This is a genomic window from Paenibacillus agri (assembly GCF_013359945.1).
Classification (GTDB): domain Bacteria; phylum Bacillota; class Bacilli; order Paenibacillales; family Paenibacillaceae; genus Paenibacillus_AQ; species Paenibacillus_AQ agri.
Genome location: NZ_JABWCS010000209.1, coordinates 117,096 through 136,040 on the forward strand (window position 1 = coordinate 117,096; position 18,945 = coordinate 136,040).

Below are 18,945 nucleotides of genomic sequence, written 5' to 3' on the forward strand. Positions count from 1 at the left end.
GCCTTTTGTTATATCCTGATTATTTCATACCCAGCTTTTCTTTGTTCTTCTGCATTTTCTCGCTGCGAATTTCTACGATTTTAGCCCAATTGTTATCATCAAGGGCCTTCTTGTAAGCATCCAGCGATTTGTTGAAATCATCGTCGCTCTTCGAGCGGATCAAGCTGACCATTGTGGAATACCAAGTCGTGTCGATCGCTGTCAAAGAACGCGCTTCCGGTGTACCTGGATCCGGATTGATATTTTCCAGAATGAAGTGTGGTGTCAACTTGCCTTTACCCCACTCTTGCATCTGACGGATGGATTCCGGGAAGGAATCATCGCTAAGGGCTTTGTAACGGTCATGACCGAAGAAGATGAACTCGCCGATCCGGTACTCTTTTTTATACTTATCTGCGTTGTTTTCCTGAAGATCTTTGATTGCTGGCAGGAATTCTACTTTGCCATCAGCATTCTTCTTATAGGTTTCGCCTTCGATCCCGAAGTTCATCAGCATTTGGCCTTCATCACTAAGCAGGTAGGTGAAGATTTGCATCACTTTCGCTGGATCTTTAGCCTTTTTGGTGATGTAGCTGATCATCCAGCCAGTAATACCGGTCTGATTAAGAATCGGCTGGTTGCCAACAGTGCTCTGCGGACCATCAATAGCGATGTACTCTTTACCCGGGTTCGCACTCATGAAGACTTGCAGGTTACCACCTTGTTGCGGTGTACCATCTAAGTATATAGCCGCGTATTTACCGGACTTCACTTTCTCATCAAAAGCAGTACCATCATCTGCAAAGCTGTCGTCACTAATAGCACCATCACGATAGATAGTATTAAGCGTTTTCAGCCAAGCCAAATAACTTTCGTCCAGGTTACGGTTGTAGAACTTTCCATCCTTGTCTTCGAGCGGTACACCCAGATAATCCTGGAATCCGTCACCCAAGGAGCCGGAGCCGGTACCGATCGCATTGAAGCCAAACGGAGTCAAGGAAGGGAATTGAACTTTGATTTTATTCATAGCTGCGATAAATTCTTCTGGTGTCTTCATGCTAGGCTTGCCGATTGCCTCATACACATCCTTGCGGATAATAAAGGCTTGTTTAGCTGGAATATCACCACTGTCATAGTCAGCCTGTGTATTAGAATAGTCTGGATATCCGTAAGTTTTTCCGTCTTTTTGCTGGAACCAATTGATCGTATCTTGAGCAGCGACTTTGTTGAAGTAAGGATCATATTTCTCAGCCAGATCGTTCAAAGGCCAAGCCCAAGTAGATGCCTTCTGCGCTACAGCAGAGTTAGAATCGAATACTGTAATTACGTCCGGCATGTCTCCTCCGGCAAAGAAGGTATTCAGCTTCGTATCGTCACCGGTAATGAATTTAATGTTGACGTTCAAGTCTTCTTTAATCTTCTTGGTCACCAAATCCTTGCCAAAATCGGTATTCCACCAATCTGCGTTCACATACCAGGTCAGGTCAGTTGTCTCTTTTTTTGTATCCAACTGCCATGCCGGGGTATCCGCATTTGGCGTATAGCGATCACCAAGTGCTGGCAATTCGCTGCTCGCCGTGTTTGATCCACCTGAACCACCACACGCGCTAACGGTCAGTGCAACGGCCAGGAGAGCCGAACTGAGTTTGATTCCTTTTGCAAATCTCTTCATGTTAGTAACCTCCATTTTGGTAAATACACATGTTTTGCTAGCTAGAAAGCTTACTCTTTAACAGCGCCGAGCATCATACCGGAGATAAAGTATCTCTGCAGCAATGGATACATAAGCACAATCGGCAGGGTGGTAATAACAATGGTTGCCAGTTGAACCCCTTTGGTGGTGGTTTCAATCATGACTGAACCAATATTCTGCATAGACTGTGTCTGAGACTGCACGATAACCTCATACAGCTTCATCTGTAGCGGATACAAGGCTTGGTCGGTGATATATAACTTTGTTGTCATGAAGTCGTTCCATTGCCCAACTCCGTTAAACAAGGCGATAGTCGCCATAGCCGGCATAGACAGTGGAATGAAGATCTTCAGGAACACCCGCCATTCGCCCGCACCGTCAATTTTGGCGGATTCTTCAAGGGCGTCCGGTACATTCCGGAAGAAGTTCATGAGAATGACAACATCGTAATAACTGAAGAGCGCCGGGATAATGTACACCCAGAAGCTGTTCAATAGACCCAAAGATTTGATCAGCAAGTAAGTAGGAATCATACCGCCAGAGAAGAACATCGTAATAACACCCATAACGACATACAGCTTACGGCCACGAAGATGCTTCTTGCTAAGAGCGTAACCGACCATGGCACAAAAGAAGACGTGGGTGATTACACCGAGAGTTGTTTTGGATACAGAGATAAAGAAGGCCTGCCAAATGCTGCTGTCCCGAAACACAGCACGATAATTCTCAAGTGAGAACTCTTTACTCCAAAAAATAAAGCCGCCTTCTGCCAACGCTCTGCCGGAGCTGAGCGAGGAGATAATAACATTCCATAACGGGATCATGATGACGAGTGAAACAATTAAAAGCACTGCAATATTGAAGGCATTAAAGATCCGACTGTCCAGATCTCCCTTTATCGCCTTTCGATTCATGGAAAATGCCTCCTCTTATAAAACGGATTGGTTATCATTCAGCTTAGTGGTCACTTTATTGGCGATCACCAGCAGGATGACAGAAACGATGGATACGCCGAGACCTACAGCCGTTGCATAGGAGAAATCTCCTTGTGTCATACCCATACGATATACGTAGGAGTTAATGACCTCGGCCTTTTCACGGTTCTGCGTGTTCATCAGCACCAGCGTCTGGTCCAGATTGGAGCCAAACAAACCGCTTACAGTAAGGATCAGATTCAAGCTGATGATAGGCTTCATGTTGGGAAGAGTAATGTTCCAAATTTGACGAAGACGGCCTGCCCCGTCAATCTTGGCTGCTTCATAGAACGTCGGATCAATCTTAGACATAATGGCCAGATACAGAATCGTTCCCCAGCCCGCCTCTTTCCAAATATCAGAGAGGGTCGCGATCCACCAGTATTTACTCGGGTCCAGCAAAATGTTCGATGGCTTCGAGATCAGACCCAAATCCAGTAGAATCTGATTAAACAGCCCTGTAGTGGAGAACCAGTTAATCAGCATCCCGCCCAGCACGATCCAAGACAGAAAGTGTGGCATGTACGAGATCGTTTGTACGAATTTCTTGAATCGGGTCAAGCTGACTTCATAGATCATGATTGCCAGTATAATCGGAATGACAAATCCGATCCCCAGCTTCAGGAAGCTGATGCCCAGTGTATTTACGACCGCGTCCCAGAAATATTTATCAGACCAAATAATTTTAAAGTTATCAAACCCTACCCAAGGCGCTGAGCTCAATGTATCAATGACCGTGTAGTTCTTGAAGGCAATGGTCAGTCCGTAAATGGGAATATAACAAAAGATAATCATGAAAATAATACCCGGCAGGACCATGGTTTGCAGTTCCCGTTGTCTCCAAAAGTCTGCAAAAAATTCTTTTACTCTCTCTCCCATAGGTCTCTTTCCGGATGATGGCAGTACTATTGGTTTAGCCATGGTTCCTTCTCTCCTCTGACCTTAATCTCTTTATAAAAACGTTTTTATTATTGAGAGCACAATCCCCCTTGATCTATACATTTTTAAAAAACGAAGAAAACATTCAAGCTATCTTGCTTTTATTCTCTTCGATTGAGCTTTACCTGACTCGAACCTCTTACTACCAGTTCTCCATGAAGCTTCTGAATGCTGCCCTGCTCCTTCTTCTTAATCAACCGGACCAAATGGTCAATGGCGAGAATGCCTTGTCTAGCAATCTGGTTACGTACGGTCGTGAGCGGCGGCGAGAAATATTGCGCAATGTCGATATCATCAAATCCTACGACACTAATATCATTAGGGACATCATATCCGTGTGCCTTCAAAGCCTGCATACAACCGATGGCGCTTACATCATTACCAGCAAGGAACGCATCGGGCAAAATATCTGAGCTTGAGCGAATGAACGACTTCACAACGTTATATGTAGCTTCTTCTTCGAAAAAGCCTTGCAAAATATATTCTTCTTTTACCGGAAGCTGATACTCACGAAGCGCAGCCAGGTAGCCTTCCTTCCGCTGCACACTGTCAAACATCGTGTCGACACCGGAGATGTAGGCGATTTTCTTATGCCCCAGGCTGATCAAATATTTGGTTGTTTCGTACCCTGCCACAAACGAGTCAAAGATCACGCTGCCCATGGTTTCCCTCTGAATCTCCCGATCCAGAAACACAGCCTTGATCCGATCCTTCTCCATAATAGCGATATCATTATCATCGATCTTAAACTCTTCATAAATAATGACACCGTCTACACGACGACCCATGATATTGTTCATGATGACCTGCTTGTCCTTGGTAACAAAGACGTTCAGCCCGTACCCCATATGGTCGCATTCTCTGGCCATGGACTCCACCAGCTTGTAGAAATAAGGACCCGATACACTTGTGGTGAAAAAACCCAGCATTTGCGTCTTTCCAGACTTCAGCAGCTTGCCGTTCAGATTCGGAACATAGTTCAACCGCTGAGCAACCTGCAGCACATGCAACTTGGTTTCAGGATTGAGAACATCCACATCATTAAGCGCGTTAGACACTGTTGATATAGAGACGCCTGCTTCTCGTGCCACGTCTTTAATGGTTATCTTGCCCATAAGGCATCCCTCGCTAAAAACGTTTTTATAATATAAATATAAATTAACATAAAACCGTTTTCATTACAATCCTCTTTTCTAAAAAATTTGTCGATTCCGAAGACTATATGTCTAACCTCAAAATCGCTTGGCGGACATAAAGAGAAACCCAAGAATATATCACTTGGGTTTCTCAACTTTCGGGGAGTGTCTTGTCAGACACTCTCCACTATTCCACATACAGCCTAGGGCTGGCTTTCTTTTATCTACGACGGTTTTTCATCATTCGGTTGTACATCGTGAACGCCACAATCAACATGACAATGACAGCGACGCTACTTGCAGAATTTTGCGACATCCCAAACATGACGCCCAGGTTAGTGACAAGACTTCTCGTAACCAGTGCGACCAAGATCAGCATTATCGGACGCCAGATGTTATATCCTCTCATCCCTGCAACACTCCCGACCTATTTTTGACCAACCAATACTTCCACTGCTTCTGTGCTTTGTAACTATACTTGCTTGAATTCGATCCAGTCGATCTGCAGACCTGGCTTCACGAAGTCCAATTTCAATTCATACAGACCGGATTCGAGTTCAATCTTCACAAGCTTTTGCTTGATCCATTTGCCTTCTGTACCATTTGTTTGAATAGTCGTCATAGACTGACCGTTCAGGGTTACATTACAAGCGCTTTGTGCCAACTCGGATTCTGGTGACATAATGTGAACAATAATCCGATATTGCGCCGCCGTATCCACTTGGATAAAGGTCGGTCCGGATACAGCAGGTTTAACCTCTGCATTGTTCGACAGAACATGTACCTGTTCCGGGGAAAGCGCTGGATTAGCCTTAAAGGCTTCCACGGTTTCGTTAATCTCATGTTTTCTGGAGAAGACCGGCGCATGCATGATGAACTCACAGATATTCATGGCAGAGCGTTGAAGCTCTCCCCGGGTAACCGAGCCATTTTCCAGAGATTCTATGGTATTATCATCCCAGACGTTGATCTCGGCGCCATAGTTAGGAATCACCTTGTAAAGATCGTTTTGCGCACGAACCATCCAGTTTGTGTTCTTCCGATCCGCAGGTCCACCATGGACAACATCGTTCATAATCGCCCACCAGTCTGTCATCACGATGCCTTTGAAGCCCCATTCACCGCGAAGAATTGTAGTGTTCAGATCATAGTTGGATGCCGCCCAATGCCCGTTAACCGGGTTGTAGGAAGTCATAATGGAATTGGCACCCGCTTGCTTCACGGCGATTTCGAAGCCTTTCAAATAAATCTCACGCAGGGCACGTTCGGATACGATCGCATCTACCTTGCTGCGGTGCTTCTCCTGATTGTTGCAGGCAAAGTGCTTCAGGGTGGCATTAGAGCCGCCTTTCATAATTCCGCTAGTGCATGCCGCAGCAAAAACACCGGAGATCAGCGGATCTTCTGAGAAATATTCGAAGTTGCGGCCATTCAGCGGGCTGCGGCGAATATTCAGACCAGGTCCGAGCAAAGCATCTACATTATTTCTCAACAATTCCTGGCCTTCCATGACATAAAGCTCTTCTACCAGTTCAGCATTCCAGGTAGCGGCAAGCAAAGTACCGATAGCAACCTGAGTCGCCTTTTGACCGCTGTCCATCCGAATACCGGAAGGTCCGTCAGCTGTACAAGCCACAGGAATTCCGTAATTGAACAACTGATCACTAACTCCCCCGAATGCCGAAGCCGTACCCGGAGTAACCAGCGGGCTGCTCATGCCTTCGCCTCTAACGATGGTAGCCAAATCCTCGTCGCTGAGCTGGGCAATGAAGGTCTCCATGCTGACTTTCTTGTCCAGCACGTCTCTTAGCTTGTAGCCTTGATTCCCCGTTTGCGCCAAGGTCTCCGGAAGATTCTTCTCGATCCGTTCCGCCATGGAAATCTTACGCGTAGGCACCTCTACATAGAGTATATCATACGAGCCGTCTTCCTTACGTGTACCCGGTTGCATTCTGGTGAAGCTTTCAGTAGGAGCCATCGCCTCTTGCAGCTGTTCCACAACTTGAAGCTCTTCCACTACGTAGCCATCTTGTCCTTGCACGCTTACTTTCGCCAGCTTCTTAACACTGGTTCCCACATAAATGTGGTACGTTCCGGCTTCCAGTACATAAGCAGAAGCATGTCCGGTCACTCCGGCATCATCGTAGGAGGCCATAGTGTGAACAGGGAAGCTAATGGATAGAGTCTGAGCTTCTCCTGGTTGAAGAACTTTAGTCTTTCCGAATGCAGACAATACTCTGGCCGGTTGGCCCAGCTTACCTTGCGGCGCTTCGTAATAGACCTGTACGACTTCTTTTCCGGCAAAAGTGTCTCCTATATTCGTTACATTTACGTTGATCTCGATATGCTCTTGACCGTTTTTGCTGGTCAGCGTAGCTGCCGCCGGCTCAACATTAAACGTGGTATAAGAAATCCCGTATCCAAATTCATAGTGAACCTTTTCCGGACAAAATGTCTCGAAATAACGATAGCCCACATAGATATCTTCTTGATAAAAGTTCTTGAACTCATTGCCATAGTTGCTAGTTGACGGATAGTCGTTAATCGAATGAGCGATGGTATCGGTTAATTTACCGCTCGGTGTTACCTCTCCGCTCAGTACGTCAGCGATGGCGTTACCGCCTTCCATCCCGCCCTGCCAAGAGTAGATTGCGCCTGCAATCGGATGGACATAGCTTTCATCGTTCATCCAGCTCATATCAATGATGTTCGATACGTTCAGTACAACAACGGTTTGTTCAAAATGAGCAGTGACCTGCTTCAGCATTTCTTTTTCGTCAGCCGTTAGTTGGTAACTACCTGGAGCATCAGCATTGTCCTGATCTTCACCTGCGGTACGTCCGATAACCACGATGGCTTTGTTCGATTGGCTTCTGGCCGAGGATACTAGCGCATCCGTCAAAGGCATTTCTTTCTGGTGCCAAGGCTCAGCCGCCCAGCCCCCGCCGCCGTTATCGAATGGATTCTGCTCAATCCACCGCTCATAGACACCAGCAAGCTCTTCGTTGACAATAAAATCGTTTTTACTGCGCAAGCCTGCCAATAAATTAGTCGTATAAGCTACATGAACACTTCCGCCCGAACCAGTACCGCTGCGATAGTAATTTACTTGGGTTCTGCCAAATACAGCAACATTGTCGCCGCTGCGAAGCGGAAGCACCTGATGATCATTTTTCAATAGAACAGCGCCTTCTGCGGCTACCGTCCGGCTAAATTCAGCAAAACCTTCCAATGGAATTCCCACGTTTTGTGTACTCAAATTCTTTCCTCCTGAATGTCATTTCCTATTCTCTATATCTCTAATATGAAGCTCTTTCAAGAATAGAGGCTATGCTACTAATATACAAGTCCCGCTGGCAAAAAACAAAATCAATATTCAAGCAAATCCTACTGTTTGTGAACTATAAATGAAACTCTACATGCCTTACCAACCACAAATTGTAAATTGAACCGCTCCATCACAAAGAAATTCGTGCTTCCAGTTCCAGTTAAGATTCTGTTCAAGTTACGTTTATGTGGAATTCATCTCACGCTATTATGCTGACACAACACCACAGAACAAACATATAGAAATGAACAGAAAGAGGGTAATGAGCATGAGAGGAAAACAATTTGTGATCTTAAGCACGACACTCGCGCTATCACTGCTAACTCCGCTGAGTGTAATGGCCGATAGCAGCAGTAATAAACCGAACTATGCATCTACTCAGAAATTAGCTGTAGAGAAGGCGGCACTACTAACTGATACCTACGGTACCACAAGCCTGCAATATGCGCTGATTGACCAAGGGAACATTGTTATCTCCGGACATTCTGGCAAAAATCAGCTAGCAAAGAATGTACCGCTAACCTCCGAAACGATCTACGGCATAGGATCAACCAGCAAAATGTTTGTAGCCGCTGCTGTGATGAAGCTGGTGGATGAAGGCAAGCTAGATCTGGACCAACCGCTTACGGGATATATTCCTGACTTTACAATGAAAGATGCCCGTTACGGGCAGATTACGCCGCGTATGCTGCTGAATCATTCTGCCGGTATTGAAGGTTCCTCTTTTAACCGGGCGCTATTGTTCAATGATAACGATACCTATGCCCACGATAATCTATTAGCGCAATTGGCCACCCAAAGCTTAAAAGCAGACCCGGGAGCATTCTCGGTCTATTCCAACGACGGCTTCACACTAGCTGAAATCCTCGTGGAGCGAGTTAGTGGGTTGGACTTTACGACATTTATACACAAGAATTTTACGGAGCCTTTAGGGATGAAGAACACGAAAACGCCTATAGATCCAATAGACAAAGCCAAAATGGCCGGGACCTTCATTGATTCTTCACAGACCCCACTCCCTTTAGAGAATTACAATGTCATCGGAACTGGAGGGATTCGCTCCACGGCTGAGGATTTGGTGAAATTCTCGCAGATTTTCACGGGTCAAGTGGAAGGCATCCTTTCTGTCCAATCCGTCAAAGCTATGGCCGAAGCAGAATATAAAAAAGGGATGTGGCCGAAAAATACCGATGCGACCTTTGCCTACGGACTAGGCTGGGATAGCGTAGATCTCTTCCCATTCAATAATTATGGTATTCAGGCACTCACCAAAGGAGGAGACACGACACTGTTCCATTCATCGTTGGTCGTTCTCCCAGAGTATAATCTAGCTGCGGCTGTAACCTCATCCGGCGGCTCCAGCACAACTGATCAATTGCTCGCGAATGAAATACTGCTTAGCGCACTGCAAGCGAAGGGTGTAATTAAAGAGCAGATGGCAGAGAAATCGCACGGCATCCCTGTGAAGGCAAAAATGCCACAAGACATGTCCCGTTATGCAGGCATTTATGGCGCTTCTAATTCCTTGATGAAGATAGCGATCAATCCATCTGGTGAGATGGTACTGACCTCGCTTCTATACCCGGGCGATCCTGGCCAAAAGTATGTGTATACTGCGGATGGTTCTTTTAAAAGTGAAGATGGTACGGAAAAGTTCAAATTTGTTGTCGAGAAGAATGAGCGCACTTACTTGTGGTCCAGCGCATATGTATCCGTACCTGGGCTTGGGCAGACTGTATTCTCTGAATACACCGCTGAAAAGCTCGAAGCCAACCCATTATCCAAAGATGTAGCTGCTGCCTGGAACAAACGCGAGGGCAAGATGTATTACATGATGAACGAGAAATACTCATCGATATCCTACTTCTCGGGTTTGCCTGCTTTTCCAATTGTGACAAGCAAAGAAGCTCCTGGCTATATCGTTAATAATAAAATCGTTGATGCTAACAAAGCAGTCAGCCAGCTGCAAATCCCCACTATAGCAGGTAGAGATAGCATGGAATTCAACTTTTTTACGAAGGATGGCATTGAGTATGTCAAAACAACAGGCGGTTACTTGTATGCTGGCGCAGAGATCTTAAAACCACTCTATGCTGGTAAACAATCCACAGCCACCATCCAAGCAGACGGCCTTGCGAGATGGTTCACCGTACCTGCTACTGCCAAAGGGAAAATTCTATCCGTCAAGCTGCCTACAAACAGCGCAGTTATCGTATATGATGAAGCAGGCATGTGCGTGAACGATACAGCCGTCAGCGGCAAGAACGAGGTCGTATTACCGAAGAACGGCACCATTGTATTCGCCGGTGACACCGGTGCAAAGTTTGAAATTTCGTTGAAGTAGACGCAGGAGAAGATCTTGTAAGCCTCCTTTTCCAGGGGGCTGAATTGAAAGCAAACAACCTCGCCCATCCCACACTTGCCACACCACAAACCAAAGAGGTTCAGAAAATCATGATGTCTTTATTAGAGGAACAGCGTAAAAGAATAGAGATAGCGAAGCGACCCATTTGGGCCGCTTTTTTTGTAATCATCGAACTTTATAAACATATTTGTTTACAAAGTCCCTTCTATGAAGTATTTTATAAACAACTTTCCAAGTGGATAAGTGTGTTAGATTATTTTTCAACTCAGGAGGGCATATGAAAAATTTTATAATTTTTGGAGCGAGCCAAGGTTTGGGAGACGCCTTCGTAAAAGGCCTGCCAGAGAACGGTGACCGTGTCTGGATCGTCTCCAGAACCCGCCCGCCAAGCGTAGATCTGAACGACGGTATTACGCGTTATTGGATTGAGGCTGATTTATCCTTACCTTCTTCAGCTGAGAAGATCGCTGCGGAGATAGCAGGAGAGCCACTTGATGTATTGATCTACAATGTAGGACTTTGGGAAAAGGAAGGCTTTACAGAGCAGTACAATTTTGAGCAAGATGATCCTGCGGAGATCATTCAGATGATTCAGGTCAATCTTTCCTCACCCATTACCTGCATTCAGAAGCTGCTACCCAACCTGAAGCAATCAGATCACGGCAAAATCATCCTCATCGGTTCCACCGCTGGACTCGATCACACGAATAATGATCAAGTGACTTTTGTGGCGTCCAAATTCGGATTACGGGGGATTGGCAGTGCTTTACGTGAACATACCAGGAAATACGGTATCCCCGTCACCTGTATCAATCCCGGAGAAATTGCCGCAGAAATTCCTTACGAGGAAGGTGCGGACAAAGCGATTGCATTGTATGATGGCGCCAGGATTCCAGTCCAAGATATCGTTTCGCTCGTAAAATGTGTAATTACGCTATCTAAAGCGTCATGTGTGAAAGAGATTCATATACCTGCCATGCTGGATACGAATGCGTGATGCCCAAAAAGCCCCTTGGAGATTGAGATTTCCAAGGAGCTTTTTCTGTATCTATTATTTATGAACCTAAGTCACGGCGCCTTAATAACAGACACAATACTTCTCTGTACGTCTTTTGCGCTTGGCGACTGATACGGATCTGCATTAAAAAGAATGGCATCAGCAATGAAGCCTTCTTGGATACGTCCCAAGCTGTCTCCATAGCCCAGAATATCGGCGGCAGATGATGTAGCCGCTTGCCACGCCTCTTCACGTGTTAAGCCGCAGTCGATTAACACATCCAACTCGTCGAGGTTGTGCCCGTGGAGAGCAGGTGTTGCATAATCGGTACCGAAGCCAATGCGTACACCTGCACTTTTGGCATAGCTGATCGCTTGCGGATGAGCCGCGGCAGCACGTGCGGCCCGATCACGAATGACCTCAGGCAGGCCAAGTACACCGGAAGGATCTGCGGCAATCCGATAGATCGAAGCCGTAGGTACGAACGCTGTCTTAGACTGAGCAAGCCGAAATGCTTGCGCCTCCGTCAAATACATTCCATGTTCTACAGACTCGACGCCAGCATCAATAGACCAGTCCACTGTAGGACCACCCCAAGTATGAACCAACACTTTAGCGCCCTGCGCATGGGCAGTACGCACAATATAAGCGAACTCTTCCTCTGAGAACGCTGGGTTCAGCACTGTATCCGGCGATGCCCCCAGTCCGCCCGTGGCCAGAATCTTAATCCAGCTTGCCCCGGAATGAATGATATCCGTTATCCGCTGTTCCAGGTGCTTAATCCCCCGTGCGTCTCCGGCCCCCAGCATATCACCACAGGTGTGCACGCTTAAAGGCTGGTTATAATGCTGCGCTATATGCTTCACTACACTTGGCAGAAGTCCGCCTGCATCACGCGCTGTAGTCACACCGGTACGGAGCGTTGCCTCAAAAGCTTGTGCTTGCAGCACCTCTACCTCCAAGGCATCACGCTTCAACTGGTCATCATGATCGAAATCGGTCCACGCCAAGTGCGTATGGAGATCGATCACACCCGGACTTATCCATAAATCGCTGCCTGAGTTATCATCCCCAGCAACAGGGGAATTAGATTCGACAATGGACGAGAAACGACCGCCACGTACTGTGATATCAAATCGTTTGCCCGGGGTCCCGGCAATGAAAATATTATTAAAGGTCTGGTCCTGTTGGGTTACATTGGTCATTTGGCATTCTCCCAAATGCCCTTTTGGGCGGCAATGGCCTTGGAAGGATCTTTTTGCACAAATCCTGCCAGCGTAACAAGCGCTTGTTCAACACCCTGCTGACTGGCATTTGCTCCAAAATGATTAATGCGCCAAAGCTTATCATGCAATTCTCCATCTCCAGGAGCCACAATTCCAATCGGCTTGTCGATATGAAGATTACTGCCTTCAGGAACCCGTACCGTTGTAGTCAACGAGGAGTATCCATTGCTATTTCTTTGCCACGGTTCGAGCCCCAAAGCCTGGACACCAGCAATCATAGCCGATGACGCTAACTGATGGCGGTAGTTGACCGCCTCTAAGCCCTCTTGTTCAATAAGCTCTAAAGATACAATAAGATCCCTGGCTTCTAACGTAGGAATATTGGCCGGAACACGCACGGGAGCCGTGCTGTTATCAAGACGTTTAAGATCAAGCAACGATAGAATAGAATTGCGCGGTGCTCGTTCGTTGGACTCCAGGAACGCCCAGCCACGCTGGGAAACACCTACAGCGCTGACCCCGTTGGGTCCAGCCAGCCCTTTTTGCGCACCAATCGCCACAAAATCAATACTCCACTCGTCCATAAGCACCGGTTCAGCCCCGACGGCTGACACGGAATCAATCACAGTGATCAGGTTAGCTTGGCGTGCGATCTCCAGTATTTCTTTGGTCGGATTAGAACCCCCTGTGACTGCTTCTCCCTGAACAAAGGAAATTGCGCACGGTTTGTGGCGTTCAATCGCTGCAGCAACTGCATCAACAGTAGCTACTTCATCAAAAGGTACTTTTACCTCAATGACTTCTGCGCCGCCACGCTCCAGCCATTTTCCGAAAATATCTCCATACGGACCGGTCACAACGTTCAGAACCTTACGGCCGGGAGCAGAGATGCCTGCTGCGATGGCCTCGATGCCCAAGATGGCCTCGCCTGGAATGATGACCGGAGATTCTTGTGTGGATAGGAGATTGGAGAGCAACCCCGTGAGCGTATCGAACTCCGAGATCGTAAGCGGCGAATATCCTTTATGAACTTGATTCATGACAAACCTCCTGTTGTAATGGATATTGGCATTTTGGGAACAGCGGACAATAGTTCGCGGCTATAGGACGTTTCAGGACGGGAAAAGAATTGATCCTTGGGATTAACCTCCACAAGCTGCCCCTGCTTCATAACAGCTACAATATCGCTTATTGCATGGATTACGCCCAGGTCATGCGAGATGAACAGCATCGTAAGATTAAGCTCCGATTTGAGCGTACTAAAGAGTTCAAGCATACTCCGTTGTACTGAAACATCCAGTGCGCTCGTAGGTTCATCCGCGATAATCACACTTGGCTCCACGCTTAAGGCACGGGCGATCGCAATCCGCTGACGCTGACCACCAGAGAATTGATGCGGGTATCGACCAAGAGCTCTTTCGTCAAGATGAACACGGTCCAGAAGTTCCTTGCAGCGTTGCTCCACTCCCGCACGATCTACAACTTTGTGAAATAGCAGCCCTTCGGAAAGGATCTGTCGGATCGTATGCTTCGGATTGAGCGAGGAATCCGGGTTCTGAAAGATCATTTGAATATCCTTATGCTGTTCCCGGCTACGTTTCTTACCTAAAACTTGCGAACCCAGCAAAACTTGTCCGTCACTTGGAGCAATCAGCCCCGCAATGACTCGCGCGAGCGTAGATTTGCCTGAACCCGATTCCCCTACGAGACCGAGTGTAGTGTGCGGTTGTATTGCTAAGCTTACTTTATCCAGCGCGGTGAACTCACCGTACTTCACTGTTAAATCTTCTATCTGCAAGGCTGTTTTCATACACCCGCACCCCTTTCAAGCTCCGGCAAAGGCAGCACCGAATGGATCAGCATCTGCGTATAGGAATGTTGCGGGTTTTGCAGAAGACTCAAAGATTCGCCGCGTTCGACGATCTGCCCCTCTTTCATCACGCATAGCGTAGAACACATCGTAGAAGCAATCGCCAGATTATGCGTAACAAAAACCATGGCAAAACCCAGTTCCTGTTGCAGACGCGTAATCGTGTCAATGATTTGCTTCTGAACAGTTACATCAAGCGCAGTTGTCGGTTCATCGCATAGGAGGATACCCGGCTTGCAAGCTAAAGCCATGGCGATGACAATACGTTGGCATTGCCCCCCTGACAGTTGGCTCGGATACCGATCCTTCTGCTTCAGGGAATCCGGAAGCCCGAGCATTTCCAGTAACTCCAGCGCAATGGTGCGGGAAGCCTTCCGGCTTACGTTCTGTCTGTAGTACACCACCTCGGCAAGCTGCCTAACTACCGGACAAAGCGGGTCCAGGGCGCCTCTCGGATCTTGAAAGATCATGGCGCTTCTGACATCACTCCGGATGGCTCCACCCACTTGCTCAACCCCGCGCGGAAGTAAACCTAAGATAGAGCGCAGGGTGAGCGATTTACCAGAGCCCGATTCACCGACCAGTCCCAAGCTTTCGCCCTTTCCAAGAGAGAAATTCACATTGGTGACCAATGATTTGCCTGCGGACGTAGCGAGCGAGAGATTTTCTATTTCCAAAATAGGATTCGTAGCCATCATTTTCTCCTCCATAGGTCTGCCAGGCCATCACCCACAAGGGATAACGCGATCCCTGTGTATACAACCGCAATGCCTGGAACGGCTGACAGCCACCAGGCTGTAGTTATGAAGGATTGTCCATCCGATATCATCGTTCCCCAATCCGGGGTTGGCGGCGCAATGCCGATACCCAGATAACCTAATGTAACGATCGCCACGAGCAAACCAACCATATCAGTCATTAATACGACCACGGCTTGAGGCAACACATTGGGCAAAAGATGCCGCAGAATGATTTTAACCCCTGGAATCCCCATCGTCTGCGCGGAAGCGACCCATTCCTGCTTGCGGAACGATGCGCTAAGACCTCTTGTTACACGGGCAAAGACGATCCAGCCCACCAAAATAAAGGTGATGTATATCCCCTTTTGACCCGCGCCACTGGCAAAGGCCACGATAATAACAATCAAATAGAAGGGAAAGGCAATAAAGGTATCCGTCACTAATGAAATAACAGTGTCTACCCATTTGCCGTAATACCCTGCCAGCATCCCTAGAAAGATACCTGTGCAAAACGGGATGATCTCCGCCAGCACCATGATTTTTAAATCCGTCCGTGCGGCATAGATCAGCCTAGTAAACAAATCGCGCCCCAGTTGGTCTGTTCCCAGCCAATGCTCCGAGGAAGGAGGCTGCAAAATGGCATACAGATTCTGCTCGGAAGGCTCAAAGGGAGTAATGAACGGTGCAAACACAGCTACGCCTATGAGGAGTAAGAACATAATGCTCCCCACAAGCAGAGAGGGTGTGTTCAGTATTCTTTTCAGGACACCTTGATTCTCTTGCTGTAGGTCCAGTAGTGTAGTATTCATTGTTTTCCTTTCGTCCTGGGATCAAGCAGCCAGGAGGATATCTCGATCAGGAGACTGATGATGACCACAGATATCGCACAGTACAGAGCTATTCCTTGGATGACCGGAAAATCCCGTTTGGAAATCGCTGAGAATAGCAGACTGCCTATGCCCTTGATGCCAAACACCTGTTCAACGACCAAGGTGCCGCCGATCAGATAAGAAATGTTTACGCCAAGCAGCATCAGCGTGGGCAGCGCAGAATTGCGCAGAACATGCTTGGTCAGGATCACCCGGTTAGGGATCCCCGCCGCTTTTAAGGTGACTACAAAATCCGATTCCAGCACTTCCAGCATCTGCGCTCTTAGTGAACGCACAAGGGTAGGAATTTGTGAAAAGGCAACGGTAATCGCAGGAAGTGTGAGACTGTATAAGGTTCCAGCTACGCCTTCCCCAACTCCCCCCACGGGGAACCAACCCAATCGAACGCTAAAGAACAAAATCAACAATAAGCCTACCCAAAAGACCGGCATACCGAGCGTGATCGTTGGAAAGATACGTATCAGATGATCGAGCAATCTGTCTTTATTCGTTGCTGCAAGGGTAGCTAGCACAAGCGCCACTAGTATCGCCAATACACTGGCCATCACAATCAGCAAGAGTGTAACCGGAGCGCGCTCCGCAATCAGCTCTCTCGTCGACGTTCCCCAAGCAATCGAAGCCCCAGTATCGCCGTGTGTGAAAAGATTTTGTACAAATCGGGTGAACTGCTCCCACAGCGGGAGATCCAGCCCAAGTGAATGGTGCAAGGCTTGGATAGCTTCAGGCGTGCTGTGTTCCCCCAGGATCATTTTGGCAGGATCTCCCGGCACAATCCGGATAAGGAAAAAGACAGCCGCCACCACACAGGTGATAACGGCTGCCGCTCTTATGAGAGCAAGCACGAGCCACCTGCGCGGTGAATCGTTGTCGGCAATTTTTTTGAATAGACTGTTAGATTTAATCATTTTTTAATACGAACATCTTCAAAGCGAAGACTGCCGTTAGGAAGAACAACCAGACCTTCTACGGAAGAACGTACACCAGTAATAATATCTGGATAGTACAGTGGAATGTAAGGCACTTCATCAGCAAGAATCTGTTGAAGCTTGGCGTAAATATCTCCACGTTCTGCCCCATCGAGTGTTTTTTGGCCTTCGATCAGAAGTTTGGTCACTTCATCATTCGTGTAATGCGTCCAATAAGACTTGCTGAAACCGTTCGGATCGGTTTGGAAGGCAAGGATCGAATTGGCTTCAGGGGAATCTGCCTGACCACTGTTAAGCATAGCCGAGAAATCATAAGCAAAGAAACGCTCACGGAATGAAGCTAGCTCAACCGATTCAATCTCAATATTGATGCCGATGGTTTTAGCAGCGGCCTGAATGATTTGTGCCTCTTGCGCTCTTGTACTGTTTCCGGAAGCAACCAGCAGCTTCGTAGTGAAGCCATCAGGGAACTTCGACTTGGCAAGCTCTGCTTTCGCTGCAGCCTCATCATGGTTGAGCGCTTTAATCGTATCGTTAGTGTTATAAGGGATGGCTGGTGGCAATAGCGAATTCGCCACTTGCGCATAACCGAAGGTAAGCGCCTTGGTCAATCCGTCACGATCCAGGGCCAACGCCAGGGCACGACGAACATGGATATCAGAGAAATGTTTATCGAGTGTATTGAAGAACAACTGCTCCGTTACCCAGCTGCCGTTAGTCGCTACTGTCGTATCAGGGCCTTGTTTCACTTCATTGGCATTCCCAAGCGCAAGCGTCTCAATACCATCTACCTCACCAGCTTTAAGCTGGTTGATTGCTTGGCTATCATCTTCAATCAGCTTGTAAACAAGCTTATCGATGTATGGCTTGCCTTCCTGCCAGTAGTTTGGATTTTTGCTGAATGTCAGATCACCCGCTGGGTCCCACTTTTCAACAACAAACGGACCAGTACCTATAGGGTTCTTAAAGAATTCTTCTTCAGTAACACCGCCAAATTTGTTAGGCAGAATACCGTTGGAAAAATTCGTAAGCTCCGAAATAAATGGCGTGTAAGGCTCTTTTAGTGTAATTACTAACGTTTTGGCATCTTCGGCCTTAAGAGAAGCAACCTGGGCTGCTATTGCCAGAGGGCCACCCACAGTCAAATGCCGCTGAATGGAGAACACTGCATCCTCTGCAGTCACTTCAGTTCCGTTAGAGAATTTCAGCCCATCACGCAGAACAAAAGTATAGGTTAAACCGTCTGTACTAATCGTATGTGATTTGGCTAGCCAATCCACAATCTTTCCTTCACTATCAAACGCAACCAGCGGTTCAAAAACTTTATCTATCGCAAAAGCGTTATTTGCAGTAATCTGATTGTGCAGGTCAAACGAGGTAACAGAAGCCGGACGTCCATAGGTAAACGTTCCACCTGTTGCGGGCGGTTCCGTATTCTTACTTGTATCCGTGCCTTGGTTCGCGCTTTGATTAGTACCTGTATTTTGAGCCGAATCATTCTTTGATCCGGAGCATCCTGCCAGAACAACCATTAACAGAACCACTAAAGATCCAACCCAGAACGTCTTTCTTTGAAATGCATTAAACTTTGACATGTCAATCCCCCTCTTATGCAGTAAAACATATGCGCTTAGTATGAATAGATTATGTATGAATGTACCCCTTCTGTCAAACAAAATTAAATCCCAAAAAAAGGCGTAAAACCCTCGCCGTTGTAACGATTATAGTTAAACATCTACCCCCTTATAGCCACACTACCCGCTAAAAGGAAATAAGCTCCTTTAAAGGGTGTCTTTGCTGATTATTGTGTACTGAACACTCCCGAAGGATACTCGTTATCTGCTCAAAGGAAATTTCGCCATTTGCAACGTCTACTATGAAC

At 47.2% G+C, this 18,945-nt stretch carries 16 protein-coding genes; 3 read left to right on the top strand and 13 right to left on the bottom strand.

Annotated elements, in window-relative coordinates; all coding sequences use genetic code 11:
• Nucleotides 1–19: 19 nt before the first annotated feature.
• The 6 genes from HPT30_RS14515 to HPT30_RS14540 form a co-directional block, all read right to left on the bottom strand.
• Complete coding sequence (locus tag HPT30_RS14515; RefSeq protein ID WP_175372068.1) at nucleotides 20–1,651, bottom strand: type 2 periplasmic-binding domain-containing protein; 1,632 nt, start codon at nucleotides 1,649–1,651, stop codon at nucleotides 20–22.
• 50 nt (nucleotides 1,652–1,701) lie between these two features.
• A complete protein-coding gene (locus HPT30_RS14520) occupies nucleotides 1,702–2,586 on the bottom strand; it encodes a carbohydrate ABC transporter permease (protein WP_175372069.1) in 885 nt (294 codons plus the stop codon).
• Between the two features lie 15 nt (nucleotides 2,587–2,601).
• The gene (locus HPT30_RS14525) at nucleotides 2,602–3,567 is read right to left on the bottom strand and encodes an ABC transporter permease (RefSeq protein WP_175372070.1); all 966 of its coding nucleotides are present in this window, start codon (nucleotides 3,565–3,567) and stop codon (nucleotides 2,602–2,604) included.
• A 119-nt stretch (nucleotides 3,568–3,686) separates the two neighbouring features.
• Nucleotides 3,687–4,700 carry a LacI family DNA-binding transcriptional regulator gene (locus HPT30_RS14530; RefSeq protein ID WP_175372071.1) on the bottom strand — a complete coding sequence of 338 codons (1,014 nt, stop codon included), beginning with the start codon at nucleotides 4,698–4,700 and terminating at the stop codon, nucleotides 3,687–3,689.
• 241 nt (nucleotides 4,701–4,941) lie between these two features.
• A complete protein-coding gene (locus HPT30_RS14535; protein ID WP_175372072.1) occupies nucleotides 4,942–5,130 on the bottom strand; it encodes a hypothetical protein in 189 nt (62 codons plus the stop codon).
• 63 nt (nucleotides 5,131–5,193) lie between these two features.
• Nucleotides 5,194–7,980, bottom strand: coding sequence for a glycoside hydrolase family 3 C-terminal domain-containing protein (locus tag HPT30_RS14540; RefSeq protein WP_175372073.1), 2,787 nt, complete (start codon nucleotides 7,978–7,980; stop codon nucleotides 5,194–5,196).
• A gap of 337 nt (nucleotides 7,981–8,317) precedes the next feature.
• On the opposite strand from HPT30_RS14540, the gene HPT30_RS14545 reads away from it, so the two are divergent.
• From HPT30_RS14545 to HPT30_RS14555, 3 genes are read left to right on the top strand one after another with little or no spacing between them, the layout of a single operon-like run.
• The gene (locus tag HPT30_RS14545; protein WP_175372074.1) at nucleotides 8,318–10,393 is read left to right on the top strand and encodes a serine hydrolase domain-containing protein; all 2,076 of its coding nucleotides are present in this window, start codon (nucleotides 8,318–8,320) and stop codon (nucleotides 10,391–10,393) included.
• 44 nt (nucleotides 10,394–10,437) lie between these two features.
• A complete protein-coding gene (locus HPT30_RS14550) occupies nucleotides 10,438–10,695 on the top strand; it encodes a hypothetical protein (protein ID WP_175372075.1) in 258 nt (85 codons plus the stop codon).
• Complete coding sequence (locus tag HPT30_RS14555) at nucleotides 10,692–11,411, top strand: SDR family NAD(P)-dependent oxidoreductase (RefSeq protein WP_175372076.1); 720 nt, start codon at nucleotides 10,692–10,694, stop codon at nucleotides 11,409–11,411. Before HPT30_RS14550 ends, HPT30_RS14555 begins: the two co-directional genes overlap by 4 nt.
• A gap of 71 nt (nucleotides 11,412–11,482) precedes the next feature.
• Here HPT30_RS14555 and HPT30_RS14560 read toward each other — a convergent pair whose 3' ends face one another.
• Genes HPT30_RS14560 through HPT30_RS14590 form a run of 7 tightly spaced genes read right to left on the bottom strand, consistent with a single transcriptional unit; the run spans nucleotide 11,483 to nucleotide 18,658 of the window.
• Nucleotides 11,483–12,616, bottom strand: a complete 1,134-nt coding sequence (locus tag HPT30_RS14560) for an amidohydrolase family protein (protein ID WP_175372077.1) — start codon at nucleotides 12,614–12,616, stop codon at nucleotides 11,483–11,485.
• Entirely contained in the window at nucleotides 12,613–13,677 is a 1,065-nt protein-coding gene (locus HPT30_RS14565; protein ID WP_175372078.1) for an aminotransferase class V-fold PLP-dependent enzyme, read from the bottom strand. Before HPT30_RS14565 ends, HPT30_RS14560 begins: the two co-directional genes overlap by 4 nt.
• Nucleotides 13,674–14,447 carry an ABC transporter ATP-binding protein gene (locus tag HPT30_RS14570; RefSeq protein WP_175372079.1) on the bottom strand — a complete coding sequence of 258 codons (774 nt, stop codon included), beginning with the start codon at nucleotides 14,445–14,447 and terminating at the stop codon, nucleotides 13,674–13,676. Before HPT30_RS14570 ends, HPT30_RS14565 begins: the two co-directional genes overlap by 4 nt.
• Nucleotides 14,444–15,205, bottom strand: a complete 762-nt coding sequence (locus tag HPT30_RS14575; protein ID WP_246317096.1) for an ABC transporter ATP-binding protein — start codon at nucleotides 15,203–15,205, stop codon at nucleotides 14,444–14,446. The genes HPT30_RS14570 and HPT30_RS14575 overlap by 4 nt, the downstream gene beginning before the upstream one ends.
• Entirely contained in the window at nucleotides 15,202–16,056 is an 855-nt protein-coding gene (locus HPT30_RS14580) for an ABC transporter permease (RefSeq protein WP_175372080.1), read from the bottom strand. Before HPT30_RS14580 ends, HPT30_RS14575 begins: the two co-directional genes overlap by 4 nt.
• Nucleotides 16,053–17,042 carry an ABC transporter permease gene (locus HPT30_RS14585; RefSeq protein ID WP_246317097.1) on the bottom strand — a complete coding sequence of 330 codons (990 nt, stop codon included), beginning with the start codon at nucleotides 17,040–17,042 and terminating at the stop codon, nucleotides 16,053–16,055. The genes HPT30_RS14580 and HPT30_RS14585 overlap by 4 nt, the downstream gene beginning before the upstream one ends.
• Nucleotides 17,039–18,658: an ABC transporter substrate-binding protein gene (locus tag HPT30_RS14590; RefSeq protein ID WP_175372081.1), complete on the bottom strand. Its 1,620-nt coding sequence runs from the start codon at nucleotides 18,656–18,658 to the stop codon at nucleotides 17,039–17,041. Before HPT30_RS14590 ends, HPT30_RS14585 begins: the two co-directional genes overlap by 4 nt.
• Nucleotides 18,659–18,945: the final 287 nt, after the last annotated feature.